The sequence below is a fragment of the Bradyrhizobium sp. C-145 genome, from assembly GCF_023375135.1.
Classification (GTDB): domain Bacteria; phylum Pseudomonadota; class Alphaproteobacteria; order Rhizobiales; family Xanthobacteraceae; genus Bradyrhizobium; species Bradyrhizobium zhanjiangense.
Map to the genome: position 1 here is coordinate 2,772,158 of NZ_CP088150.1, position 25,749 is coordinate 2,797,906.

Annotated in this window: 19 protein-coding genes; 15 read left to right on the top strand and 4 right to left on the bottom strand. The window is 64.2% G+C overall.

Going from position 1 to position 25,749, the window contains the following annotated elements; genetic code table 11:
* Positions 1-26: 26 nt before the first annotated feature.
* From LRP30_RS12765 to LRP30_RS12785, 5 genes are all read left to right on the top strand, one after another.
* Entirely contained in the window at positions 27-1,550 is a 1,524-nt protein-coding gene (locus LRP30_RS12765) for an FAD-dependent oxidoreductase (RefSeq protein WP_249760534.1), read from the top strand.
* Positions 1,551-1,678: 128 nt separating this feature from the next.
* The gene (locus tag LRP30_RS12770; protein ID WP_128939008.1) at positions 1,679-2,254 is read left to right on the top strand and encodes an HdeD family acid-resistance protein; all 576 of its coding nucleotides are present in this window, start codon (positions 1,679-1,681) and stop codon (positions 2,252-2,254) included.
* 127 nt (positions 2,255-2,381) lie between these two features.
* On the top strand, positions 2,382-3,593 hold the full coding sequence (locus LRP30_RS12775) for an ABC transporter substrate-binding protein (RefSeq protein WP_249760535.1): 1,212 nt from the start codon (positions 2,382-2,384) through the stop codon (positions 3,591-3,593).
* A gap of 186 nt (positions 3,594-3,779) precedes the next feature.
* Positions 3,780-5,012, top strand: a complete 1,233-nt coding sequence (locus LRP30_RS12780) for an acyl-CoA dehydrogenase family protein (RefSeq protein WP_249760536.1) — start codon at positions 3,780-3,782, stop codon at positions 5,010-5,012.
* A 153-nt stretch (positions 5,013-5,165) separates the two neighbouring features.
* Positions 5,166-6,596 (top strand): hypothetical protein, encoded by a 1,431-nt coding sequence (locus LRP30_RS12785; RefSeq protein ID WP_249760537.1) that lies wholly within the window; start codon positions 5,166-5,168, stop codon positions 6,594-6,596.
* Between the two features lie 46 nt (positions 6,597-6,642).
* On the opposite strand, the gene LRP30_RS12790 is transcribed toward LRP30_RS12785, so the two are convergent.
* Positions 6,643-8,382, bottom strand: a complete 1,740-nt coding sequence (locus LRP30_RS12790) for a methyl-accepting chemotaxis protein (RefSeq protein ID WP_249760538.1) — start codon at positions 8,380-8,382, stop codon at positions 6,643-6,645.
* A gap of 323 nt (positions 8,383-8,705) precedes the next feature.
* On the opposite strand from LRP30_RS12790, the gene LRP30_RS12795 reads away from it, so the two are divergent.
* From LRP30_RS12795 to LRP30_RS12810, 4 genes are all read left to right on the top strand, one after another.
* On the top strand, positions 8,706-10,088 hold the full coding sequence (locus LRP30_RS12795) for an ethanolamine ammonia-lyase subunit EutB (protein WP_249760539.1): 1,383 nt from the start codon (positions 8,706-8,708) through the stop codon (positions 10,086-10,088).
* 152 nt (positions 10,089-10,240) lie between these two features.
* Positions 10,241-11,827, top strand: coding sequence for a B12-binding domain-containing radical SAM protein (locus LRP30_RS12800; RefSeq protein ID WP_091897464.1), 1,587 nt, complete (start codon positions 10,241-10,243; stop codon positions 11,825-11,827).
* 6 nt (positions 11,828-11,833) lie between these two features.
* Complete coding sequence (gene eutC, locus LRP30_RS12805) at positions 11,834-12,619, top strand: ethanolamine ammonia-lyase subunit EutC (RefSeq protein WP_128944834.1); 786 nt, start codon at positions 11,834-11,836, stop codon at positions 12,617-12,619.
* 204 nt (positions 12,620-12,823) lie between these two features.
* Positions 12,824-15,190, top strand: coding sequence for an MMPL family transporter (locus LRP30_RS12810; protein WP_249760540.1), 2,367 nt, complete (start codon positions 12,824-12,826; stop codon positions 15,188-15,190).
* Positions 15,191-15,268: 78 nt separating this feature from the next.
* Here the strand turns inward: LRP30_RS12810 and LRP30_RS12815 are convergent, their stop codons facing one another.
* Positions 15,269-15,766 carry a hypothetical protein gene (locus tag LRP30_RS12815; RefSeq protein WP_128935014.1) on the bottom strand — a complete coding sequence of 166 codons (498 nt, stop codon included), beginning with the start codon at positions 15,764-15,766 and terminating at the stop codon, positions 15,269-15,271.
* Between the two features lie 462 nt (positions 15,767-16,228).
* On the opposite strand from LRP30_RS12815, the gene LRP30_RS12820 reads away from it, so the two are divergent.
* The 6 genes from LRP30_RS12820 to LRP30_RS12845 all read left to right on the top strand — a co-directional run bounded on the left by LRP30_RS12820 (position 16,229) and on the right by LRP30_RS12845 (position 22,400).
* Positions 16,229-16,462, top strand: a complete 234-nt coding sequence (locus LRP30_RS12820; protein ID WP_128935013.1) for a hypothetical protein — start codon at positions 16,229-16,231, stop codon at positions 16,460-16,462.
* Positions 16,463-16,654: 192 nt separating this feature from the next.
* The gene (gene hpnC / locus LRP30_RS12825) at positions 16,655-17,539 is read left to right on the top strand and encodes a squalene synthase HpnC (RefSeq protein WP_249760541.1); all 885 of its coding nucleotides are present in this window, start codon (positions 16,655-16,657) and stop codon (positions 17,537-17,539) included.
* Positions 17,529-18,368: a presqualene diphosphate synthase HpnD gene (hpnD, locus tag LRP30_RS12830; protein WP_091897480.1), complete on the top strand. Its 840-nt coding sequence runs from the start codon at positions 17,529-17,531 to the stop codon at positions 18,366-18,368. Before hpnC ends, hpnD begins: the two co-directional genes overlap by 11 nt.
* Positions 18,368-19,636 carry a hydroxysqualene dehydroxylase HpnE gene (gene hpnE, locus LRP30_RS12835; RefSeq protein WP_249760542.1) on the top strand — a complete coding sequence of 423 codons (1,269 nt, stop codon included), beginning with the start codon at positions 18,368-18,370 and terminating at the stop codon, positions 19,634-19,636. Before hpnD ends, hpnE begins: the two co-directional genes overlap by 1 nt.
* 50 nt (positions 19,637-19,686) lie before the next feature.
* Entirely contained in the window at positions 19,687-21,654 is a 1,968-nt protein-coding gene (gene shc, locus LRP30_RS12840) for a squalene--hopene cyclase (protein WP_249760543.1), read from the top strand.
* Positions 21,651-22,400 carry a phosphorylase gene (locus tag LRP30_RS12845; RefSeq protein ID WP_249760544.1) on the top strand — a complete coding sequence of 250 codons (750 nt, stop codon included), beginning with the start codon at positions 21,651-21,653 and terminating at the stop codon, positions 22,398-22,400. Before shc ends, LRP30_RS12845 begins: the two co-directional genes overlap by 4 nt.
* Positions 22,401-23,293: 893 nt before the next feature.
* Here LRP30_RS12845 and hpnH read toward each other — a convergent pair.
* Together hpnH and ispH are read right to left on the bottom strand one after the other, a co-directional pair.
* A complete protein-coding gene (hpnH, locus tag LRP30_RS12850) occupies positions 23,294-24,454 on the bottom strand; it encodes an adenosyl-hopene transferase HpnH (protein WP_128935007.1) in 1,161 nt (386 codons plus the stop codon).
* A 35-nt stretch (positions 24,455-24,489) separates the two neighbouring features.
* Complete coding sequence (gene ispH / locus LRP30_RS12855) at positions 24,490-25,416, bottom strand: 4-hydroxy-3-methylbut-2-enyl diphosphate reductase (RefSeq protein ID WP_091890726.1); 927 nt, start codon at positions 25,414-25,416, stop codon at positions 24,490-24,492.
* Between the last annotated feature and the right edge of the window lie 333 nt (positions 25,417-25,749).

The window sequence follows — 25,749 nt, forward strand, 5'->3', positions numbered from 1 at the left end:
GCGGCGCGAGCCAAGGAGACGGTGCCATGACCGAGGACAACAAGCCGAGCGGACCCGATCTGACCAGGGGCGTGTCGCCCGCCGATTTCAAGGACGGCAAATTGCTCGGCCATGTCGGCGAGGAAGATGTCCTGCTGGTGCAGTTCGGCAGCGAGATTTTTGCGATCGAGCCGGCCTGCAGCCACTACCACGGCCCGCTCGCCGAAGGGCTGGTGGTCGGCGACACCATCCGCTGTCCATGGCATCACGCCTGCTTCTCCCTGCGTACAGGCGAAGCCTCCCGCCCGCCGGCGCTGAACGCGCTGGCGGTGTGGGAGGTCACGCGCGATCGGGACAACATCATCGTTCAGCGCAAGCAAGAGGCACCGAAGCCGTCGGCAGCACATCGCAGCGCGCCGACGCCGGAGAAATTCGTGATCGTCGGCGGCGGCGCGGCTGGCTTCGCCGCGGCCGACACGCTCCGGCGCGAGGGCTTTGCCGGCGCCGTCACCATGCTGAGCAGTGACGGCGCGATGCCGGCCGACCGGCCGAACCTCTCCAAAGACTATCTTGCCGGCAACGCGCCGGAGGACTGGCTGCCGTTACGGCCCGAGGATTACTATCGGGACGCCGGTATCGATCTCAGGCTCAACACGAATGTTTCTGCGATCGATCCCAAATCTCGCAGCGTCACGCTGGGCAACGGCGACAGGCTGCCGTTCGACCGGCTTCTGCTTGCGACCGGGGCCGAGCCGGTGAAGCTCCAGATCCCCGGAGCCGACCAGCCGCATGTCCACACCTTGCGATCCGTCGCCGACAGCCGCGCCATCATCACCGCGGCAGGCAGCGCAAAACGCGTGCTCGTGATCGGCGCCAGCTTCATCGGCCTCGAGGTCGCGGCCTCCTTGCGCGCGCGCAAGCTGGAAGTCCATGTGGTCGCGCCGGAAGAACGGCCGATGCAGAAGGTGCTCGGCGCCGAGATGGGCGATTTCGTCCGGTCACTGCATGAAGAGAATGGCGTCATCTTCCACTTGAAGGATACGGTGGAAAAGTTCGATGGCATGCGCGCGACGCTGAAGAGCGGCGCGGTGATCGAGGCCGATCTCGTCGTGGTCGGCATCGGCGTCAAGCCGCGCCTCTCGCTCGCCGAGCAAGCGGGCCTTGCCGCCGATCGCGGTGTGAGCGTGAGCGAATATCTCGAAACCAGCGTATCCGGCATCTTCGCGGCCGGCGACATCGCGCGCTGGCCCGATCCGCATTCACGGCAGACCATCCGCGTCGAGCATTGGGTGGTGGCGGAGCGGCAAGGTCAGACCGCGGCGCGCAACATGCTCGGCAAGCGCGAGCGCTTCGATGCCGTGCCGTTCTTCTGGTCCCAGCACTACGACGTGCCGATCAACTATGTCGGTCACGCCGAGAACTTCGACGACGTCGCGATCGACGGCAGCATACCCGGCAAGGACTGCCTGCTGAAATACCGCAGGGGCGGCCGGCTGCTCGCGGTTGCTTCGATCTACCGCGACCTCGACAATCTCAAGGCCGAGCTCGAGATGGAGCGGTCGCGCGCCTGACGCGCCGCATTCGATCTTGATTTGCGTCAATGTTGTTGCCGTCAGCGGCTGCTCTGCTGGCTGTCGCCCCGGATCGACCTGTGCTATCCTGGCGAGTGTCTCCGGGCTTCGCATGCAGGAGTGGCGTCATGACAAGTGCATCGGATACCTCCCATCGTCTTGGCCTTGGCTCTGGCATCGCGGCGCTGCATGCCAAATGGGGCTGGATCGTCGCGCTCGGTGTCATCTACCTCGTCGCCGGCTTCGTCGCGCTCGGCAGCGTGGTGATGGCGACGGTGGCGAGCGTGATCGTGGTCGGCGCGATGATGATCGTCGCGGGCGCGGCCGAGATCATCGGCGCATTTCAGATGAAGAGCTGGGGCAAGTTTTTGGTCTGGGCCTTGCTCGGCGTGCTCTATGTCATCGCGGGCTTCCTGACCTTCGAGAACCCACTGTTCGCGGCAGTCCTGCTGACGCTGTTCCTGGGCGCATCGCTGGTCGCCTCGGGCGTCGTCCGGCTGTTTCTCGCTTTCAGCATGAAGCGCGAAAGCCCTTGGGTTTGGGTAGCGCTGTCGGGTGCCATCACGCTGCTGCTCGGCCTCTTGATCGTGGCGCGCTGGCCCGTGAACAGCGTCTACATCCTCGGCCTGTTCCTCGGCATCGACCTGATCATGGCGGGGGCCGGCTGGATCAGCCTCGGCTTCAGCTTGAAGCGGCGCCGCTAGCTGCGGAAGAGGCCATCAGCAACTCGACGCAAGACCATCTTGCGGAACTCCGCTGAGCTGGCGCGCTGACAAGAAGCAGCGCGCCGCGTGACCGCCTCGCGCGGACGAAAGATCACCGGGAGAAACCATGAAAGCCGCTTTGGTCTTGGCCGCAGCGCTGGCTGCCGCCTGTCTGTCCACGCCCGCTGCCGCGCAAAAATCCTACGGTCCCGGCGTCACTGACACCGAGATCAAGATCGGCAACACCATGCCCTATAGCGGGCCGGCTTCTCCGCTCAGCATCACCGGCAGGGTGATCGCAGCCTATTTCGATGAGGTCAACGAGAAGGGCGGTGTCAACGGACGCAAGCTCAATCTCGTTTCGCTCGATGATGCGTTCTCGCCGCCGAAGACCATGGAAGCGGCGCGGCGGTTGGTCGAGGGCGAGGGCGTCGCCTTCATCTTCGCCACCATGGGCACCGCGCCGAGCTCGGCGATCGCAAAATACCTGAACAGCAACAAGGTGCCGCAGCTGTTCTTGATCAGTTCGGCCTCGAAGTGGAACGATCCCGCCAACATGCCCTGGTCGATGGCGCTGCCCTGGGCGCCGAACTACACCAGCGAAGCCGCGATCGACGTCGCCTATGCCCGCGCCAAGAACCCGAATGCGCGCTTTGCGGTGCTCTATCAGAACGACGACGCCGGGAAGGAATATCTGCGCGGCATCAGGGAAGCGCTCGGTGCCGACGCCGACAAGGCGATCGCGATGGCCTCGAGCTTCGAGGTCGCCGACCCTACCGTCGATTCCCAGGTGCTGACGCTCGCCAATACCAAGGCTGACGTCTTCATGATCTATTCGGTGACGCCGCGCGCCTGTGCGCAGGCGATCCGCAAGGCCCATGAGGTCGGCTGGCAGCCGACACGCTTCCTCGCCTCCGGCTGCGCCAACAAGGCGACCGTGATGGTGCCGGCGGGCCTCGATGCCGGCAAGGGCGTGCTGTCGCTCGGCGCGCTCAAGCCTTTCGTCGAGCAGCCGAAGGACGATCCGGCGATGTCCGCCTATATCGACTTCATGAAGAAACGCCTGCCCAATGCCGACGTCAACAACGTCGCCGGCCTCTACGGCTACACCGTCGCCGAGGCGCTGGTGGTCCTTCTCAAGCAGTGCAAGGACAATCTGACGCGCGAGAACATCATGGCGCAGGCATCGAACATGAAGAACGTGCCGCTGTCGCTGCTGATGCCCGGCATCACCCTCAACACCACGCCGCAGGATTTCCGCCCGATCAAGGACGGCTACATGCTCCAGTTCGACGGCAATGACTGGGTCGTGGCAAGCGAGCTGCTGCGCGGCACGTGAGCGGTGGCGAACGCCACAGAGGCCTTCTCCCCTTGCGGGAGAGGGTGGATCGCCGCGAAGCGGCGAGCCGGGTGAGGGGTATCTCTCCGCGTGTCCAACTCTTATTTGGACGCAAGGAGAGATCTCCCTCATCCGGCGCTTCGCGCCACCTTCTCCCGCAAGGGGAGAAGGGAAGAGGAGGCCACCATGGACTTTCAACACTCTCCCCGTTCGCTCGAGCTCCAAGACCGCGTCCGCCAATTCATGCGGACGCATGTCGAGCCTGTCGAGGAGCTCTATTACGAGCAGGTCAAGCCGGAAGCTGCGCGCTACAAGACGCCGCTCGTGCTCCAGGACCTGAAGCGGCTGGCGCGGGAGCAGGGGCTCTGGAACCTGTTTCTCTCCGGTGAGCACGGCCCAGATCTTCCCAACTCAAGCCTGACCAATCTCGAATATGCCCCCGTGAAGGAGATCATGGGCCGCATCCTCTGGGCGCCCGAGGTTTTCAACTGCTCGGCCCCTGATGTCGGCAACATGGAGGTGCTGGCGAACTACGGCACGCCGGCGCAGCAGGAGCGCTGGCTGAAGCCGCTCTTGGAGGGGCGCATCCGCTCCGGCTTCTCGATGACGGAGCCGCAGGTTGCCTCCAGCGACGCCACCAACATCCAGTGCGAGATCAGGCGCGACGGCGGCGACTACGTCATCAACGGACGGAAGTGGTTCACGTCAGGCGCGATGAATGAGGATTGCGAGATCCTGATCGTGATGGGCAAGACCGCGCCCGACCATCCCGATCGTCATCGCCAGCAATCCATGATCCTGGTGCCGAAGGCAACGCCCGGCGTGCGCATCGTCCGCGACATGCTGACCTACGGCTACGATGACGCGCCGGTCGGCCATCCCGAGATCGTCTACGACAACGTCCGTGTGCCCGCCGAGAACATCCTGCTCGGCGAGGGCCGCGGCTTCGAGATCGCGCAAGGTCGGCTCGGGCCCGGCCGCATCCACCATTGCATGCGGCTGATCGGCTGCGCCCAGCGTGCGCTGGAACTGATGTGCCAGCGCGCGGTTTTCCGCACAGCCTTCGGCAAGCCGCTGGCCGAGCAAGGCTCGGTGCGCGAGGACATCGCGCACTCCTTCTGCGAGATCGCGCAGGCGCGGCTACTCACCCTGCAGGCCGCCGACAAGATGGACCGCGAAGGAAACAAGGCCGCACGCGATCTGATCGCGGCCGCCAAGATCGTGGTGCCCAGCATGGCCGCCCGCGTCATCGACCGTGCCATCCAGATCCACGGCGCCGCCGGCGTCTCGCAGGACACGTTCCTCGCCCGCGCTTACGTCTACGCCCGCTTCATCCGCATCGGCGACGGGCCGGACCAGGTGCACCTGGCCGCGGTCGGCAAGGAACTGATCCGGCGGGGCGGGGTGATGGCGGGGTAGGGCTGTTACCCTCTTTTAGGGCGCGTACGCTAAAGACGCAGATGCCCGATGGATGCGGATGTCGCTTAAGGCTCCACGGGCTGCTCTGCAAGAGAAGGTCACGCCGTGGGTCTGTTAGATGACAAATTCAGCGCAAGACGACGTTGGATTGTCGTGGCTGCGATCCTCCTGGCGGCCTTGGTCATTCAAATCCCGCTCGTTCTCAACGCGGATTTGGGCTGGCTCCTGACTGCAAACGAAAAAATCCTGGATGGCCGGAAGCTTGGGGTCGACCTCTTCGAGTCCAACCCGCCCCTGTCGGTCTACATGTACATGCCGGCGGTGATGCTCGCGCGAATGACCGGCGTTGCAGCCGAATTCATCGTCATCGTGCTCGTGATTGTCGAGATCGCCGGTGCGCTTCTGATGATGGACCGAGCAGCCGCGGCCGCAAAGCTGGGAGCCCGGGAGCGAAGTATTTCAACATGGTCGTTTGCGCTTCTGCTCGCAATTCTACCAGGTGCCATATTCGGACAACGTGAACACATCGCGGTCATCGCACTGACCCCGTTTGTCGCCATCACCGCACTGCGCTGGCGTGGGCTCGATCCTGGATGGATCGCGATCGTCGCCGGAGCGGGGGCGGGGCTGGCCATGAGTATCAAGCCCTTCTTTGCTCTGGTGGCAGGCCTCCCGATCCTCCTGGGCGCGCTCCGCCGGCGTTCTCTAAGGCCCTTGTTCACCTCGGAAGCATGCACGGCCGCCGCTGTTGTCATCGGCTACGGAGTGGTGGTCGTCGTCGTCTTCCCCGCCTATCTCTCCACCTATGCCCCGATGGTCGCCGAGGCCTATCTGCCGATCAGAAGGGAATTTGGTAGCCTGCTCCCCATTCCAATTGCCGTGATAGGGGCTTCCATCGGCTTCCTGTGCCTGTTTGGCCGTGAAACGCTCGAAATGCGGAGTGATGCAATCCCTTGGCTGGCCGCAGCGGTCGGCGGAGCCGCGGGTTTCCTTGTTCAGGGCAAGGGTTGGCCATATACCGCTTTCGCGCTTTGCCTGTTTGCGATTGCGGCGCCGTTGCTACAGGTTTGCACGAAGACGGTGCGAATGCCCATCGTGATCGGTGGCCTCGCTACGATTGTGGCCCTCGGGCTCTATTTGTCCTCACCGGCTCCGGGGTTTCCGCCGCTGCAGGAGCGTGTCCAGGCCGTCGTGAAGCAGCCGCGGCTGCTTACGATCACCGACCACATCGGTCTGGGGCATCCGCTCGTCCGTCAGATCGGCGGCACTTGGGTGGGCAGCTCGTGTGCGCAGCTCTTGGCGGCCGGCGCAATACTGCGCGAGAACAGTTCGCAACCGACCGAAGAGGGGCGGGCGAAATTGGAAGGCATCATCAATTTCGAACGACGGCATTTGCTGGCGGATCTGCGAAACGGCCGGCCAAATGTCATTCTCGTGGATACCTATCTGCTGAGCACGTTCGAGTTCGACTGGTTGGCCTGGGCCAATTCGGATCCCGAACTGCAAAAGGAGCTCAGTCACTACCGCGAGATCGAGGACGTCGGCCGCGTTCGCATCTTCGTCGATCAATCACTGCAACGATAGGCCGCTCTCGTTTTCGACTTTTTCGCGAACGGGCCTTGCCGTGCGTTCACCCGGCCTTGGCGATGCGGCCGTCCGCCGCGCCCGAGCGCAAGTTCTGGAAGAATTTCTCCACCTCGCGCGACAGCGTGTCCGCCGTCTCCGTCAGGCTGCTCGCCGCCGTCAGCACGGAGGCTGCCGCCGTGTCGGTCTCGCCGATGGCGTCGCGCAGCGAGGTGATGTTGGCGACCAGGGTCTCGTTGCCCTGCGCGGCCGATTGCGCGTTGGAGGAGATCTCGCGCGTGGCGGCGTCCTGCTGGCCGATGGCGCCGGCGATCGCCGAGGTGACCTCGTTGATCTCGCGCACCGCGCCGCCGATCTCGCGGACGGCGTCGACCGCATTGCGGGTGGAGGCTTGGATCATCGAGACGTTCTCGCCGATCTCGGCGGTGGCCTTGGCGGTCTGGCCCGCGAGCGCCTTTACCTCATGGGCGACGACGGCAAAGCCGCGGCCGGCATCGCCGGCGCGAGCGGCCTCGATGGTGGCGTTGAGCGCGAGCAGATTGGTCTGCTCAGCGATCGCCTGGATCAGGTTGAGCACGCCGTCGATGCGTTGCGTGGCGGCGGCGAGGCTCTCGATCTCGGAGATCGACTTCTCGGTGCGCTGGCCGGTCTGTTCGACCGCGCCGGCGGATTGCCGCACCTGGCGGCCGATCTCTTCCACCGAGGCCGACAGTTCCTCGGCGGCACTCGCCACCGCCGAGACGTTGTGCGAGGCCTGCTCGGTGGCGTTCGCCGCCGTGCCGGCGCGATTATTCGCATCCGCAGTGACGCGCGTGATGGTCTGCGCGGTCTCGCGCATGGTGGAGGCATTGTCGCTGAGGCCGCGCATGACGGCGCCGATCGCTTCGCGAAATGCCTCGACGGATCTTTCGATATGGCGGGCGCGCTCCTCGCGCGCGGCGGAGTCGTGCGAGACCTGGGAGGCGAGATTGCGGTTGCGGCCCATCGCCTCCTGGAAGACCTCGATTGCGCGTGCCAGCGCGCCGATCTCGTCGGCGCGGCGGCTGTAGGGCACCACGACGTTCTCGGTCCCGTCTGCGACCTGCTTGATGGTCGCGGTGATGGCCGAGAGGGGCAGTGCGATCGAGCGGGCGATGATGACGATGCCGATCACGACCAGGGCCAGCGCCACGCCGCCGAGGCAGGTCAGGACGAAAGACAGCGTACGATTGGTCTCGGTCTGCTGGGCGATTTGCCTGGCGCGCTCGGCGTAGACCTTGGAGAGCGCTTCGAGATCCTTGTTCAACGCCGAGCGCACGCTGCGATTGGCATCGTTGTCGCCCCATTCGCGGCCCGCGGCCGCATTGATCTCGATGCCGCGGCGCACCAGCTCCTTGCGGAACTCGACGAACTGCTCGATGCGCTTCTTGAAGGTGGAAAACTGCTCGGCATCGTCGGCCTTGACGATGGTCTCCCAGCGCTTCACGACGTCGAGGATCTGCGCGTTGAACTTGAGCAGACCCTCGCCGTATTTCTTCACCACGGCGGGCTCGGTCGACATGTAGACGCCGCGCGATTCCATCACGACCGCATAGACCAGCGAGTTGACGCGCTCGACGTTCTGCGCGGCGGCGTTGGCCGTCTCGATCGCGCTCGTCAGCTCGGCGCTGCGGCGGCTGTTGTAGTCGGACAGCATCGCGATCGCCGCCGTGAGCAGCGCAAACAGCGCGAAGATCGCGTAGAGCTTGGTGGCAAGCGTGAAACGGCCGGCGAGGCCGGCGGCATTCCCAGATCGGTCTGATGTCATGGTGTTCAAGAAGCCCGAGATGGCCTGGAGCGGCCGGTGAGCGCGGTCGTTTGAATTTGATGCAAAATTATGCAGAACGAAGATGGATGCGGCGTTAACGCCGCAGCCCCATGGAGAGCCGGCCGGTCGGCGGAAATACGAAATGTTTCAGCCGGTTGCGAATGCCTCATCGACCTCCGGCAGATCGCGCCCGGGGGTCCGGAGCGACTCCCCCAAAGATCGGCGTGCACTGGGGCTGCCAAGAGCGTATTCCCTTGTCGTCGGGATCGCGCTCGAGATTGAGTTTGGACTCGGCCACTGGCCGACGACCCCTGGAGAGGCCCTTGGTCTACCGCCACACCATCGACGCCACGACCTACACGTTCCCGGACCTGCGCGACCTCCTCGCCAAGGCGACGCCGCCGCGCTCCGGCGACCGGCTGGCCGGGATCGCGGCCGCCAGCGCCGAGCAGATGATCGCGGCGCGGATGGCGCTCGCCGATGTCCCGCTCGGACAGTTTCTGCAGGAAGCCGTCATTCCCTATGAGACCGACGAGGTCACCCGCCTCGTCATCGACAGCCACGACGCAAAGGCCTTTGCGCCGGTGGCCTCGCTGACGGTCGGAGCCTTCCGCGACTGGCTGCTGTCGGACGCCGCCACGCCCGAGGCATTGAAAATGCTTGCGCCCGGCATCACGCCGGAAATGGCGGCCGCGGTCTCGAAGCTGATGCGCAACCAGGATCTGATCCTGGCGGCGCGGAAATGCGAGGTCACCACCGCCTTCCGTAACACCATCGGGCTGAAGGGCCGGATGAGCACGCGGCTCCAGCCCAATCATCCGTTCGACGATGCCAGGGGCATCACCGCCTCGATCCTCGACGGCATCCTGTTAGGGGCCGGCGATGCCTGTATCGGCATCAACCCGGCGAGCGACGATCCCGCAGTAATCGCCCAATTGCTGCGGTTGCTCGACGAGATCATCGCGCGACTGAAGATTCCCACGCAGGGCTGCGTGCTCACCCATGTCACGACGACGCTGTCGCTGATCGGGCAGGGCGTGCCGGTGGATCTCGTCTTCCAGTCGGTTGCCGGCACTGAAGCTGCCAATCGCAGCTTTGGCGTCGACCTCGCGCTTCTAAGGGAAGCCCAAGAGGCCGGGCTGTCGCTGAAGCGCGGCACGGTGGGGCAGAACGTGATGTATTTCGAGACCGGCCAGGGCTCGGCATTGTCGGCGGGCGCCCATCACGGTGTCGACCAGCAGACCTGCGAGGCGCGCGCTTATGCGGTCGCCCGCGCCTTCGCTCCGCTGCTGGTCAACAGCGTGGTCGGCTTCATCGGCCCGGAATATCTCTACGACGGCAAGGAAATCATCCGGGCCGGGCTGGAAGATCATTTCTGCGGCAAGCTGCTCGGCCTGCCGCTCGGGGTCGACATCTGCTACACTAACCACGCGGAGGCGGACCAGGACGACATGGACAATCTCCTGACGCTGCTCGCCGCCGCCGGCGTCACCTTCATCATGGGCGTCCCCGGCGCCGATGACGTCATGCTGAACTATCAGTCGACGTCCTTTCATGACGCGCTCTATGTCCGTGACGTCTTCTCCCTGCGCCGCGCGCCGGAATTCGACGATTGGCTGGTGCAGGCCGGTATTGCGGGCGCCGACTTCCGCCTTGCCGGCGATGCAGGTCTATTGCCCGATTTTGCCTCACGGCTGATCGCGTGAGGCGGCGGAAACGCCAGCTCCCCAGGAAACTATTGGCGGCCCTCGCGAATTGAGTGGATGCCACAATATTGAGAAATTTCGGCAGCCGCATTACGGTATGTGTCTGGCTGGCAATTTCCGCACCATCGGTCGAGCGTGGCGGGGGAGCATAGATGCGAGCTGAAAGTAACGGAACGTCCCGGCGGATTCTCTGTGTGTTTCCGCGCTACACCTCCTCATTCGGGACGTTCGAATATTCCTATCCCCTGACCGACGGCGTTCGCGCCTTCATGCCGCCGCAGGGGCTGCTGCTGATTTCCGCCTATCTTCCGAAAGAGTGGCAGGTCAAATTCGTCGACGAGAACCTTCGCAGCACGACCAGGGAAGAGTTCGAATGGGCGGAGGTGGTCTTCGTCAGCGGCATGCACATCCAGCGCCAGCAGATGAACGACATCTGCCGCCGCGCCCATGAATTCGATCTGCCCGTCGCGCTCGGCGGTCCCTCGGTCAGCGCCTGCCCGGACTATTACCCGACCTTCGATTATCTCCATGTCGGCGAGCTCGGCGATGCCACCAACCAATTGATCGAGATCCTGTCGCGCGACACGTCGCGGCCCGAGCAGCAGGTGGTGCTCGCCACCAACGACCGCGTGCCGATGACGGAGTTTCCGATCCCGGCCTACGAGCTCGCCGACGTGAAGAAGTACTTCCTCGGCAGCATTCAATATTCCAGCGGCTGTCCCTATCAGTGCGAGTTTTGCGACATCCCCGGCCTCTACGGGCGCAATCCCCGCATCAAGACGCCGGAGCAGATCATCGCCGAGCTCGACCGCCTGCGCGAATGCGGCATGACCGACACGGTCTATTTCGTCGACGACAATTTTATCGGCAACCGCAAGGCCGCGATGGATCTCTTGCCGCATCTGATCGAATGGCAGAAGCGGACCGGCTACGTGGTGCGGCTCGCCTGCGAGGCGACGCTCAACATCGCCAAGCGGCCCGAGATCCTGGAGAAGATGCGCGAGGCCTTTTTCATTACCATCTTCTGCGGCATCGAGACGCCGGATCCGGATGCATTGCATGCGATGCACAAGGACCACAACATGATGGTCCCGATCCTGGAGGGCGTGCGCACCATCAACTCCTACGGCATGGAGGTCGTGTCCGGCATCATCATGGGGCTGGACACCGACAAGCCGAACACGTCGGACGCACTGCTCGCTTTCGTCGAGGAATCGCAGATTCCGCTGCTCACCATCAATTTGCTCCAGGCGCTGCCCAAGACGCCGCTGTGGGACCGGCTGGAGCGCGAGGGGCGTCTGGTCCACGATGAGGGCCGCGATTCCAACGTCGAATTCCTGCTGCCCTATGACGAGGTCGTCTCGTCCTGGAAGCATTGCATGGAGGTCGCCTACGCGCCCGAGAAGGTCTATGCGCGCTATCAGCATCAGTGCGATTACACCTATGCCAACCGTCTCAACGTGCCGGTGGCACCGGAGATGAAGACCTGGCCCAACATCAAGCGCGGCCTGATCATGCTGCGCAACATCTTCTGGCAGATCGGGGTGCTCGGCGACTACAGGCGCGTGTTCTGGAAGTTTGCCTTGGGGCGAATCCGGCGCGGCGATCTCGAAGGCCTGATCGGCTGCGCCACGATCGCGCATCACCTCATCACCTTCGCGCGCGCGGCTTCGAGCGGCAAGCAGAACGCCTCGAACTACTCGATCCGCCTGCGCGAGGCCGCCGTTCCCGCCGAATGATGCGACATGTCTGATCCGGCCCCGCCGCGCCGTCCGACGCTCGATCTGCGGGCGTTCACGCCCGCGCGCGTTGCGCTGGGCCGCAGCGGCGCAAGCGTGCCGACAAGAGCGCTGCTCGACTTCACGCTGGACCATGCCCGCGCCCGCGATGCCGTGCATGCCGCCTTCGATGTGCCGCCTCTGGTCGCCGATCTCAGTGCACTTGGCCTGGTCGTGACCGAGGTGAGGAGCCGGGCGGTCGACCGCAGCGACTATCTGCGGCGGCCGGACCTCGGACGACAGCTTGATGCCGGATCAGCGGAGCTTCTAGCACGAGGTGCCTCGGCGCCGTGCCAGCTGGCAGTCGTGATCGGCGACGGCCTGTCGGCGGCAGCGGTCCACGCCCATGCGGTGGCGCTGCTGACGCGTCTGCTGCCGCTGCTCGCGGCCGATGGCGCCGTCGCGATCGGCCGTGTCGTTGTCGCCTCAGGCGCGCGCGTCGCCCTTGGTGACGAGATCGGCGCGATTCTCGGGGCGCACATGGTCGCGATGCTGATCGGCGAGCGGCCAGGCCTGTCGGCGCCTGACAGTCTCGGCGCCTATCTGACCTTCGCGCCGAAGCCTGGGCGCACCGATGCCGAGCGCAATTGCGTGTCCAACATCCATCATGCTGGGTTGAGCTATGACGAGGCCGCCTTCAAGATCGCCTGGCTGGTGCGCGAGGGGCTTGCCCGAAAGGTTACCGGCGTGGCGCTGAAGGACGAGAGCGCGGACCGTGCGCCACGTCGAATCGGCACGGCTTGGCCCGAATGACGGGCGTTCCGGCAAAATCGCCGCATCTTGATCGATTTGGCCACATTTCGCCGGCTTGCGAGAGGGGTGATTGACCTGCTAAACCCTCGCGGCGATTTTCCGCGCATTTTCAAAGGGCAAGCCTCCCATTGGTATGGCGTTTTCAAGCCGTTCGCGGGGCGCAATAAGCTCTCAAGACGAGCCGATTTAGGAACTGGACAAGGCATGCTCGAAAAGCACAGCGAGAATGAGGTTCACGTCGACAAGGTCGAGCAGGGACCTGCGTCCTCGATCGCCTTCGGGCTGGAGCGGCTCGGGCTGATCGCCGTCCGGACCCCGATCGTTTCCTGTATCGTCCTGCTCGCGCTGATCGTCGGCGCCGTGTTCGGCATCCAGCGGATCAAGATCGACGATTCCCTGTCGCAGCTGTTCCGCTCCAACACCCGCGAATTCCGCCAATACGAAGAGGTGACCAAGAAGTTCCCGGCCGAGGAGTTCGACGTTCTCGTCGTGGTTGAGGGCAAGAATCTGCTGGCGCGGGACAACCTTGAGAAGCTGCGCGACTTCATCACCGACATGCAGCTCGTCGAAGGCACCCGCGGACTGGTTTCGCTGTTCTCGGCGCGCCAGGCGCCGGCGCCGGGCAAGCTGCCGGCGGCACTGTTCCCGCCCGAGCTGCCCGAGGGCGCGGCCTATGACAAGTTCATCGAGACCGTCAAAAACAACGAGATCATCCGCGGCAAGCTGTTGTCGGAGGACGGGACACTTGCGTTGGTTGTGCTGTCGCTGGATCCGGAAGTGGTCGCCTCCAGCAAGCTGACCAAGACCGTCGCCGACATCCGCGCCCTGATGAAGGAGGACCTCGGCGACACCGGGCTCAACGTGCAGCTCTCCGGCGTGCCGGTGATGCAGCTCGAGATCCGCAACGCGGTCGAGCGCGACGGGCTCACCTACAACGTCCTCGGCATCCTCGCCGGCTGTATCATCGCCATCATCTTCTTCCGCAGGATCTCGTTCATGGTCGCGGCGGCCTTCCCGCCGATGATCGCGATCCTGCTGGCGCTCGGTGTGCTCGGCTGGGCCAATTTCAATCTCAACATGTTCCTGAACGTGATGACGCCGCTCATCATGGTCATCAGCTTCTCGGACTCGATGCAGCTGACCTTCGCCGCGCGCGATCGGCTGATCGCGGGCCAGGACAAGTTCACCGCATTCAAGAACGCGGTGCTGGTGGTGGGCCCGGCCTGCGTGCTGACGCACGGCACCGCCGGGATTTCCTTCATCGCCCTGCAATTCTCCGACTCCGACCTGATCCGCAAGTTCGGCGAGGCCGGTCTTGCCGCCACCATCATCGCGCTGGTCGCGGTGCTGTCGCTGGTGCCGGTGTTCGGCGTGCTGTTCGTGCGCAATGAGAGGGTCTTTGCGGTCAAGTTCCAGGGCGCCGATGCCGGCGTCCAGGCGCTGCGCAATTTCTGCTACTGGATCGCGGTGCGCATGGTCGGCCGGCCCGGCCTGTTCAGCCTGATCGCGGTGCTGTTCGTCGGCAGCCTCGGCGTCATCTACGCCAATCTGGAGCCGCGCTACCGCCTTGCCGACCAGGTGCCGGACAAGCGCCAGGCGGTCGCCGCCAGCGACCGGCTCGACGCCAAGCTGACCGGCGCCAATCCGGTCAACGTTCTGATCGCGTTCCCCAAGGGCGAATCGCTCTATTCGCCGGAGACGCTCCAGACCATCGCCGACGTGCATGCGACCGTGGAGAAGGCGGCCGGTGTCGGCAACGTCTGGTCGCTCGAGACCCTGCGCCGCTGGCTCGCGGAAAAGGCCGGCAGCGCCGACGTCGCGACGCTCAAGGAATATGTCAACGTCATCCCCGAGCATCTGGTGCGGCGCTTCATCGACGCCGAGCAGGACGCGGTCGTGGTGGCCGGTCGCGTGCCGGACAAGGATTCCAGCCAGCTCCTGCCAATCGTCGACAAGCTCGATACCGAGCTCGACACCATCCGCAAGAAGCATCCCGGCTACGAGATTGCGGTGACGGGCCTCGCTGCGATTGCCGCGCGTAACTCGGCCAGCATGATCGAGAAGCTGAACCGCGGTCTCACCGTCGAATTCGCGCTGGTCGCGATCTTCATTGGCCTTGCCTTCCGCTCCTGGGTGGTGATGTTGGCCTGCATCCTGCCGGGCATCTTCCCGGTGGTGATGTCGGGCACGGTGCTGTGGGCGATGGGCGAGGGCCTGCAATTCGCCAGCGTCGTTGCGCTCACCGTCTCGTTCGGCCTGGGCTTGAGCGCCACCATCCACTTCCTCAATCGCCTGAGACTCGAGAGCAAGCCGGGCGTCGGCTCGGGGCTGGCGGTGGAGCGGGCGACCGTGCTGGTCGGTCCGGCGCTGATCCTGACCACGGTGGTGCTGGCCTGCGGCCTCGTCGTCACCGTGTTCTCCGATCTGCCGTCGCTGCGGCTGTTCGGCTGGCTCAGCGCCTTCTCGATGGTCATGGCCCTCGTCGCCGACCTCTTCATCCTGCGCCCGACGGCGATGTGGCTGATCAATCTGCACGCCAGGCTTCAGGGACCCGACAAGCCGGCGATCTGAGCGTGCAGGGAGCGCTACAGCAAGAAGCCCCCGGCTCGCGAGAGCCGGGGGCTTTGTTGTTCTTGAGCCGGAAGGGCGTCAGCCCTTCGTCATCGTGATGTTGACGCCGCGGATCTCGCCCTTGGAGGAGATCTGCACCGTCTGCTTGCTGCCGTTGGTGCGCAGTGACAGATTGGCGGCGAAGCCATTGGCCTCGACGAACACGTCGATCTGGCCGCCGCCGGCGGTGCCCTGGAGGTTGCCGAAGATGTTGCGGCTCGCCTCGCTCCAATTGCCGGAGATGCGGTCGCCCTGGCTCGTCACGTCGCTGGTGAGGTCGAACTTGTAGCTGTCGGACGCGCAGTGCAGCGCCTGCTTGAGGCTGAGGCCGCTGCCGGCGACCTTGTAGTCGGCCTTGCAGCGGATGCGCTCGGTGGAGCCGTCGGACAGCGACACCGTCCCGGTGCCGGTCCACGCGCCGTCGAAACCGGCAAATGGCCCGGACGATTGAGCATGGCTTGCCGACACCGAGAAGAGCAGCGCAGCCCCGATGCCCGCCGCCTTGATTGCCAGTCCAGATCGCCCAAAGAATGTCATCTCAAATATCCCGTTTTGGAACGACGCCCGCTTACGATTGAGAACGTCTCGCCACATCGAAAGTTTAGTGTTCCCAGCCCCTGTCAGGTTCAACGCCTGACTGCCTGAGATGGCGGTCCCACCTGGTCCTCGCACCGTGGTGCGACCCTGCAATTTCCTGTGTTTCGGTGTGTTTCTGGCTGTAACGGCGGGCGGAGAGATGCAGCTCTGCAACAGCCGTGCAGTAAAATGCGGCGTTCCTGAATTATGACGTAGTATCAAGCCCTTACATCTGCCAATGAAGGCGTAGGGAAGACCTGATTTGGTGGGTGTGGCGCCAATTTGGCCGCATTTGCCAGTGCTTGTGCCTTCTCTGAGGCCGCACCTCCCGCGGCGACTTGCCATCAGAACAATCCCGTTCCGGCCATCCGCCCTGTGCAGCCCGGGATCGGTGCGATTCTGTCGTCAGAATGAAGGAATACAATGCGTAAGCTTCTCGTCGCTCTCACCCTGCTGTCGGCCTCCCTTTCGACGGCTGCGCTCGCTCAGCAAGGGCGTGGCACGGACGCCGAGCAGAAGGCCTGCACGCGCGATGTGCAGAAGTTCTGCCGTCCGGTCATCGACCAGGGCGATTTCACCGTCCTGGCCTGCCTCAAGGAGAACCGGGCCAAGATCTCGCAGGCCTGCGACCAGGTCCTGAAGAACCACAACCAGTAAGCTCGGCCGCTGGCCCACAAAGGCGGCTCCCGGGCCGCCTTTCCGGGTGCGATCCACGAAGGGCAGCCATCGAGAGACAGGATTGGTTTTGCGGCCGTATTCCCCTATATGGGGGCCGCGGCGGCACTGCTGGCATGAGCCCGCGCGAGTGAAAAAGCCCTTCCTGTCCAAACGATTGTAAACCAGCCCTCGATGACCTCTGCGAGCGAATTGCGATCCGGTAAGGGTGACCGCGACGAGAATTTTCCCGTCGCGTCCTGGATCATTCATCCGCGTCATCGCGCGCTGATTTTGGCGTATTACAATTTCGTCCGCACCGCCGACGACATTGCCGACCATGCGACGCTGCCGCCCGACGAGAAGCTCGCTTATCTCGACCTGCTCGAGGCGGAACTGCTCGGCAAGGGCGACACCCAGGTCGAAGCCGTCACGCTGCGCCGTGCGCTGGCCGAGCGCGGCATGGCGCCGCGCCATGCGCTCGACGTGCTCATCGCCTTCCGCATGGACGTGACCAAGCTCCGCTACGAGAATTGGGACGAAGTCATCCACTATTGCCGCTACTCGGCGATGCCGGTCGGCCGCTTCATGCTCGATGTCCATGGCGAGAGCACGTCGACCTGGGCTGCCTCGGATGCGCTTTGCGCGGCGCTCCAGATCAACAATCACCTCCAGGATTGCGGCAAGGATTTTCGCGAGCTCAACCGCGTCTATCTGCCGCGCGATGCGCTGGCTGCGAGCGGCGCCTCGGTCGAACAGCTCGGGCTGACGCAGTCGCCGCCGGCGATGCTGGCCTGCCTTCAGGCGCTCGCCGTGCGCAACGAAGCGCTGCTGAACGAGAGCAAGTCGCTCAGCGCGGAGGTGAGGGACTTCCGCCTCGGCGTCGACATTTCGGTGATCCAGGCCTATGCCGATCGCATCGTGCGCCTGCTCAAGGTACGCGATCCCCTGCGCGAGCGCGTGCATCTGAACAAGCTCGAGCTGCTTACCTTCAGCCTCGCCGGCATGATCGGCGAAGTCGGCCGTCGCGCGATCGGACGCAAGGCCATTTCCAGACCGGGGACTGCACATGACGCTTGAGGCGACCTCGCCCGGCGCCAATTATGGCTCGACCGCATCCGGCAGCTCGTTCTACGCCGCGATGCGCATCCTGCCGCATGACCAGCGCGAAGCGATGTTCCAGATCTACAGCTTCTGCCGCCAGGTCGACGACATCGCCGATTCCGACGGCCCGCGCGAGGAGCGGCTCGCCGCACTTCAGCAGTGGCGCAACGACATCGATGCGCTCTATCAGGGCAATCCGCCGCCGCGGCTGAGGGACTACGTCGCCTCGGTGAAAACCTTCGGGCTGAAGCGCGAGGACTTCCTCGCCATCGTCGACGGCATGGAGATGGACGTGCCGCAGGACATCCGCGCGCCCGACATGGCGACGCTCGATCTCTACTGCGATCGCGTCGCCAGTGCCGTGGGGCGCCTGTCGGTGCGGGTGTTCGGCCTGCCGGAAGAAGACGGCATCCTGCTCGCCCATCATCTCGGCCGCGCGCTCCAGCTCACCAACATCCTGCGCGACATCGACGAGGACGCTGGCCTCGGCCGGCTCTATCTGCCGCGCGAGGCGCTGCTGCATGCCGGCATCACCTCCAACGATCCCAGCCGCGTCATCACCGAGCGCGCGCTGCCGAAGGTCTGCCTGCCGCTGACGCAGCGTGCGAAATCGCATTTCGAGAAGTCGGACGAGATCATGAACCGCAACAAGCGCCGCACCGTGCGCGCGCCGCGGATCATGTCGAAATATTATCATTCCATTCTGGACCTCCTGATCGCGCGCGGCTTCAACGCGCCGCGCGAGCCGGTGCGTGTGTCGAAGATCACACGCATTCTGATCCTGCTCCGTTACGCTTTCATCTGATGCAAAAGACAGCTCACATCATCGGTGCTGGAATTTCCGGCCTCTCCGCCGCCGTGCGGCTCGCCAATGCCGGCTTCAAGGTCGCCGTGCACGAGGCGACACATCAGGCCGGCGGCCGCTGCCGGTCCTATTTCGACGGCGCCACCAATCTCACCATCGACAATGGCAATCATCTGCTGCTGTCGGGCAACAGCCATGCGCGCGCCTATGCGCGCGCGATCGGCACCGAAGCCGGCCTTGTCGGCCCCGAGCGCGCGCAGTTTCCCTTCGTCGACATCAAGACCGGGCAGCGCTGGCAGATCGATCTCGGCGATGGCCGGCTGCCGACCTGGGTGCTCGACGAGAGCCGCCGCGTGCCCGACACCGGCCTCACCGATTATCTCAAGCTGGCGCCGCTGGTCTGGGCGTCGGAGGAGACGCTGGTCGGCAAGTCGATTCCTTGCGAGGGCATCCTCTATCAGCGTTTGGTGCAGCCGCTGCTGCTTGCGGCGCTCAACGTCGATCCGCCCGAGGGCTCAGCCGGGCTCGCCGGCGCGATCGTGCGCGAGACGCTGCTCGCGGGCGGACAGGCCTGCCGTCCCCTGATCGCGCGCGACGGCCTCAGCGCCGTGCTGATCGAGCCTGCCGTGAAATTCTTGGCTGAGCGCGGCCACACGGTTCAGCTCGGCCATGAGCTGCGTTCGTTTGCAACCAGTGACGGCAAGGTTGGTGCGCTGAATTTCGGCGGCGAGGACGTGATCCAGCTCAGCGAGGGCGACGTCATCGTGATGGCGGTGCCGCCGCGCGCTGCCGCCAGCTTGCTGCCCGGCCTGAAGACGCCGACCGAATTCCGCGCCATCGTGAACGCGCATTTCCGCTTTGAGCCGCCGCCGGGCTCTGCGCCGATCCTTGGCGTGATCGGCGGCGTGGTGGAATGGCTGTTCGCGTTCCCGAACCGGCTTTCCGTCACCATCAGCAACGGCGACCGCCTGGTCGACATGCCGCGCGAGGAGCTCGCGCAGGCGATCTGGGACGACGTCTGGAAGGCCGGCGGCCTCTCCGGTGAGCTGCCCCCTCAATTGCCCCCTTGGCAGATCGTGCGTGAGCGCCGCGCCACTTTTGCCGCGACGCCGGCGCAGAATGCCTTGCGTCCGGCGCCGGTCACTGCGATGAAAAACCTATTCCTCGCCGGGGATTGGACTGCTACGGGATTGCCTGCAACCATCGAGGGATCGGTCCGATCGGGCGATCGCGCCGCCGATCTGATTCTCGCCGCACAGCGGCCCTGACGGGCAATGTCCCGGTCAATTTCAATCGACTATCGGAGCAATCGAGCGACATGGATTCCGTGAACGCGACCAGCCGCGAAGCCCTGGATCCGAGCAGCTTGGAATCGAGCATTGCATCGGCAACGCAAGGCGTCCTCGGCTTCCAGCAACCGGACGGCCATTGGGTGTTCGAGCTCGAGGCCGACTGCACGATTCCGGCCGAGTACATCCTGCTGCGCCATTATCTCGCCGAGCCCGTCGACACGGTGCTCGAGGCCAAGATCGGCAACTATCTGCGCCGCGTCCAGGGTGCCCATGGCGGTTGGCCGCTGGTGCATGACGGCGAATTCGACATGAGCGCCAGCGTGAAGGCCTATTTCGCGCTGAAGATGATCGGCGATTCCATCGATGCCCCGCACATGGTGCGTGCGCGCGAGGCCATTCATGCCCGCGGCGGTGCGATTCACAGCAACGTCTTCACCCGCTTCCTGCTCGCGACATTCGGCGTGGTGACTTGGAGCGCGGTGCCGGTGCTGCCGATCGAGATCGTGCTGCTGCCGTTCTGGTCGCCGTTCCACCTCAACAAGATCTCCTATTGGGCGCGCACCACCATGGTGCCGCTGATGGTGATCGCCGCGCTGAAGCCGCGCGCGAAGAATCCGAAAGGGATCGGCATCGACGAGCTGTTCCTGCAGGATCCGCGCTCGATCGGCATGACCGCGAAGGCGCCGCACCAGAGCATGGCCTGGTTCCTGCTCTTTCGCTCGCTCGATGCGATTCTGCGCGTGATCGAGCCGATGTTTTCCAAGAGCCTGCGCAAGCGCGCGATCGATGCGGCGCTCGCCTTCATCGAGGAGCGGCTCAACGGCGAGGACGGCATGGGCGCGATCTATCCGCCCATGGCCAACATCGTCATGATGTACGACGCGCTCGGCAAGGACGCGAATTATCCGCCGCGCGCGATCACGCGCCGGGGCATCGACAAGCTGCTCGTAATCAGAGACGACGAAGCCTATTGCCAGCCCTGCGTTTCGCCGGTGTGGGATACGACGTTGACTGCGCATGCGCTGCTGGAAGCCGGCAACGCGCAAGCCGTGCCGGCTGCCAAGCGTGGCCTCGACTGGCTGATCCCGAAGCAGGAGCTCGAGGTGAAGGGCGACTGGGCGGCGAAGCGGCCCGACGTGCGTCCGGGCGGCTGGGCCTTCCAGTACAACAATGCCCATTATCCCGATCTCGACGACACCGCTGTCGTGGTGATGTCGATGGACCGCATGCGCCGGGAGCACGGGGTGACCGGCTATGACGCCGCGATCGCCCGCGGCCGGGAGTGGATCGAGGGCATGCAGAGCGACGACGGCGGCTGGGCCGCCTTCGACGTCAACAATCTCGAATACTACCTGAACAACATTCCGTTCTCCGACCACGGCGCGCTGCTCGACCCGCCGACCGAGGACGTCACCGCGCGCTGCATCTCGATGCTGGCCCAACTCGGCGAGACCGAGAAGTCCAGCAAGCAGGTGGCCGATGGCGTTGCCTATCTCCGCAAGACCCAGCACCCGGAGGGCTCCTGGTACGGCCGCTGGGGCATGAACTTCATCTATGGAACCTGGTCCGTGCTCTGTGCCCTCAACATGGCCGGCGTCGACCACAAGGACCCCATGATTCGCAAAGCCGCGGCCTGGCTGGCCTCGATCCAGAACGAGGACGGCGGCTGGGGCGAGGACGCCGTCAGCTACCGCCTGGATTACAAGGGCTGGGAGGCCGCGCCCTCGACCGCTTCGCAAACGGCATGGGCTTTGCTTGCCCTGATGGCGGCAGGCGAGGTTGATCACCCTGCCGTCGCCCGCGGGGTGGAGTACCTGATTGCAACACAAAACAAAAAAGGACTGTGGGACGAGCAGCGGTACACCGCCACAGGCTTCCCCCGCGTCTTCTATCTACGGTATCATGGTTACCCAAAGTTCTTCCCGCTGTGGGCGCTGGCGCGGTATCGGAACTTGCGGAACACCAACAGCAGGGTGGTAGGGGTCGGAATGTGACTTTGGGGACGGGGGACTATTTTACCGCGGGTAATGCCATCGACCCGCGGCCGATACTGATCGTGACTGGACTGGTTCAGGAGGCCCGCATTGCAGCCGGGCCGGGAATGGCGGTCATCTGTTCATCGAGCAGCCCGACCCAGTTGCGGGCGTTGCTGACGGTGGTGGATCCCGAGACGATTCGCGGCGTGATCTCCTTCGGTGTGGCCGGCGGGCTCGACCCGACGCTGCGCTCCGGCGACGTCGTGCTGGCAACCGAAGTGCTGTCCGGCGACACCCGCTGGGCCGCCGGGCTGTCGCTCGGCGACGATCTCATCGAACGCCTGACCTCGGGACGCCGCCGCGTGGTGCGCGGCAGCCTCGCCGGTGCCGAGGAAGTGGTCACCGGGCGCTCCTGCAAGGCGGCGCTGCATTCGGAGACCGGAGCTGCGGCCGTCGACATGGAAAGCCATATCGCGGCCGCCTATGCCGCCGAGGCCGGACTGCCCTTTGCCGCGGTCCGCGTCATCAGCGACCCCGCCCACCGTGCGCTGCCGGCACTCGCTCGTGCCGCGATCAAACCGAACGGCCAGATCGACCTTGCGGCCGTGCTGCGCGGCATCGTGCGCAACCCGGCGACGCTGCATGCGCTGGTCTCGACCGGCCTCGACTTCAACCGCGCCCTGCGTAGCTTGCGCGGCTGCCGCGACTACCTGATCGGCACCGAGCTGGTCGGCAGCGAGGGCCTGGTCTCCGAGGCGGCCTGAGCGGGGTAGGCGCACTTTCTCCCGTCATTGCGAGCGAAGCGAAGCAATCCAGAGTTGTTTCCGCAGAGACAGTCTGGATTGCTTCGCTCGGCTCGCAATGACTATGCGGAGGCAGTACGCGTCCCACTCTCCGCTGTCATCGCCCGGCTTGACCGGGCGATCCAGTACGCCGAGACGGCAGCGGAATACGAAGGGCCACCTTGGTAGGATGGGTTGAGCCGTTGCGAAACCCCTCTCTTCCCGATCCTCGCTCTCCGTAATTGCGGTCATCATCTGACTGATCGCCCGCCCGGAATTACGGTGACAGTGCTGGACTGCACCCCTGAGGTGAGACACGATAATTACAGTGCAGGCATTTCAAGGATGACCTGGCACCACAAGGAAAGAACCGCCAGTTTTCGGACGGCGTTTAATCGCGTCGCGTCCGCGATGAGTTAGCGCTGCTTTCGCAAGGGGCCAGCATCGCATAGTGCCACTGTTTTGCCCGACGGGTCAAACGATATTCGTAAAATTCGAAATCCGCGCTGGCCTTGAATTGTAATTCCTGAGCGACTTCCGCGCGTTGATCCGATTGGCCATCGTCCGTCGTTGCTTTCGCGAAGATCGCTCCTCGTCGTAGATGCAGCGATCTCCGTTCCTTTGCTGCTGATTTCCTCGGCGCGGCAAGAGTTTAGCCGAATGCACGATGTGCCGTTCGCCGGCCGCGTTTCTACTGTGCATAGGGTTGTTTTTCACTTTTTTGCAGGAGGGCTCCTGAGCCGGCCACGCGAGGAACGAAGGGGCCTCGCCTACGCACCGCGCTGCTCTTCCCCTGGCGCCTGAGCTGAACAAAAGAAAAGGCCCGGTCGCGATTCGCGACCGGGCCTTTTTTTCGTTGGTGCCGACCAGCGCGCTTACGCGGCGGTCGAAGCCTTCTGCGCGGCCTTCGCCTGCGCGGCAGCCGCCTCGTCCTTGCGGATCTCGGAGAGCTTCTTCTGGACCTGCTCCGAGAAGATGTACTGCGCCGGGCGCTGCTTGGACATGTCGATCTCCGGCGCCATCGGGCCCGACGTCTTGATGCCGCGCAGCGACACCCACATCGCCTTCAGCGGGTTGTGGAGGGCTGCGGTGGCCGCGGTCGGCTCGTAGCCGCAATGGGCCATACAGTCGGCGCACTTCTCGTACTTGCCGGTGCCGTAGGAGTCCCAGTCCGTGGTCTCCATCAGCTCCTTGAAGGTCTTGGCGTAGCCTTCACCGAGCAGGTAGCAGGGCTTCTGCCAGCCAAAAATGTTGCGCGCGGGCATGCCCCACGGCGTGCACTCGTATTCCTGGTTGCCGGCGAGGAAGTCCAGGAACAGGCCGGAGTGCATGAAATTCCACTTCTTGCCCTTGCCCATCGCGAAGACGTCGCGGAACAGCTTCTTGGTCTTGGTGCGGTTGAGGAAGTGCTCCTGGTCCGGCGCGCGCTCATAGGCGTAGCCCGGCGACATCGAGACGCCGACGCCGAGCTCGACGGTGAGGTCGAGGAATTTCGCGATCTCCTCGGCCGGATGGCCGTCGAAGATCGTGGCGTTGACGTTGACGGTGAAGCCGCGCGCCTTGGCCGCCTTGATCGCGGAGACGGCGCGGTCGAACACGCCCTTTTGCGACACTGCCTTGTCATGGTGATCGCGCAGGCCGTCGAGATGCACCGAGAAGAACAGATACGGCGAGGGCTCGAACAGATCGAGCTTCTTCTCGAGCAGCAGCGCGTTGGTGCAGAGCGAGACGAACTTCTTGCGCGCGACGAGGCCGCGCACGATCTCGCCGATCTCCTTGTGGATCAGCGGCTCGCCGCCGGGAATCGCGACCATCGGCGCGCCGCATTCGTCGGCGGCATCCCAGCACTCCTGCGCCGTCATGCGGCGGTTGAGGATCGCGTCGGGATAATCGATCTTGCCGCAGCCGACGCAGGCGAGGTTGCAGCGAAACAGCGGCTCCAGCATCAGCACGAGCGGATAGCGTTTGCGGCCAAGCAGTTTCTGCTTGAGCAAATAGCCGCCGATACGCATTTCCTTGAAGAACGGGATGGCCATTACAAGTTTCTTTCTGGGCTTTGAATTCGGATGGGTCAGCTCGCAGCCAATTGGGCCGGAAGCCGGAATTCGATGTTTTCCTCGCGGCCCGGCAACACCGAGACCTTCACTGGTCCGATCCGCCGCATCGCTTCAATCACGTCATCCACGAGTACCTCGGGCGCCGAAGCGCCGGCCGTGACGCCGACGGTCCTGGCATCCTTCAACCACGCCGGATTGAGCTCGCTGCCGTCGGCAATCAAATAACTCGCGACGCCGGCTTCGGTGCCGATTTCGCGGAGCCGGTTCGAGTTCGAACTGTTGGCAGCGCCCACCACCAAGATCACGTCGACCAGCTTGCTCAAATCCCTTACCGCAGTTTGGCGGTTCTGTGTCGCATAGCAGATATCCCGGATATCCGGACCTTGAATATCTGTAAAGCGGGCCTGGAGGGCCGCGATGATGTCCTTGGTGTCGTCGACCGACAGGGTGGTCTGGGTGATGTAGGCCATTGGCGTATCCGCCGGCAGCGTCAGAGCGTTAACCTCTTCAACGCTTTGAACAAGCTGCACTGGCCCCGGGACCTGGCCCATCGTGCCCTCGACCTCGGGATGGCCGGCATGGCCGATCAGAATCAGCGTGCGGCCCTTGGTGATGTAGCGCTTCCCCTGATTGTGAACTTTCGTGACCAGGGGGCAGGTGGCGTTCAGCACCGGAAGATCGCGCGCAGCGGCCTCTTCCTCGACGCTGCGGGCGACGCCATGGGCGCTGAAAACGGTCACCGCCTTCGGCGGCACTTCTGACAATTCCTCGACGAAGATCGCGCCCTTGTTCTTCAGGCTCTCGACCACGTATTTGTTGTGCACGATCTCATGGCGCACGTAGACGGGCGGGCCGTACTTCTCCAGGGCCCGTTCCACGATCTCGATCGCACGCACCACGCCCGCGCAGAAGCCGCGCGGCTGCGCCAGATAAACTTCCATTGGACGCCCATCACGCAAGTTGCATCAATCCGCTTCAAAGTTCCCGGCAGCACCTCGCTACTGACCAATGAGGTGCAATATCCGCACCATTGGTCTCGCGCAGCGGTAGCCACCCACCCCCGTTTGGGCTCCGGCGCATGGAGGCGCAATACTTTGTGTCAAAAAATCGGCAGCAAGGGAAGTCGAACGCTCCTTGGGTTCCCAGACAAAGGCAGTTCGATGGTATTTTGGTAGGCCATTCCCGGTGAGCAACATGGCGACATTTGGCTCACTCTTTCGTCACTTTCCCGCCTCAACTCCCCGGCTATACCGACCGCCCCGCATGATTTTGCC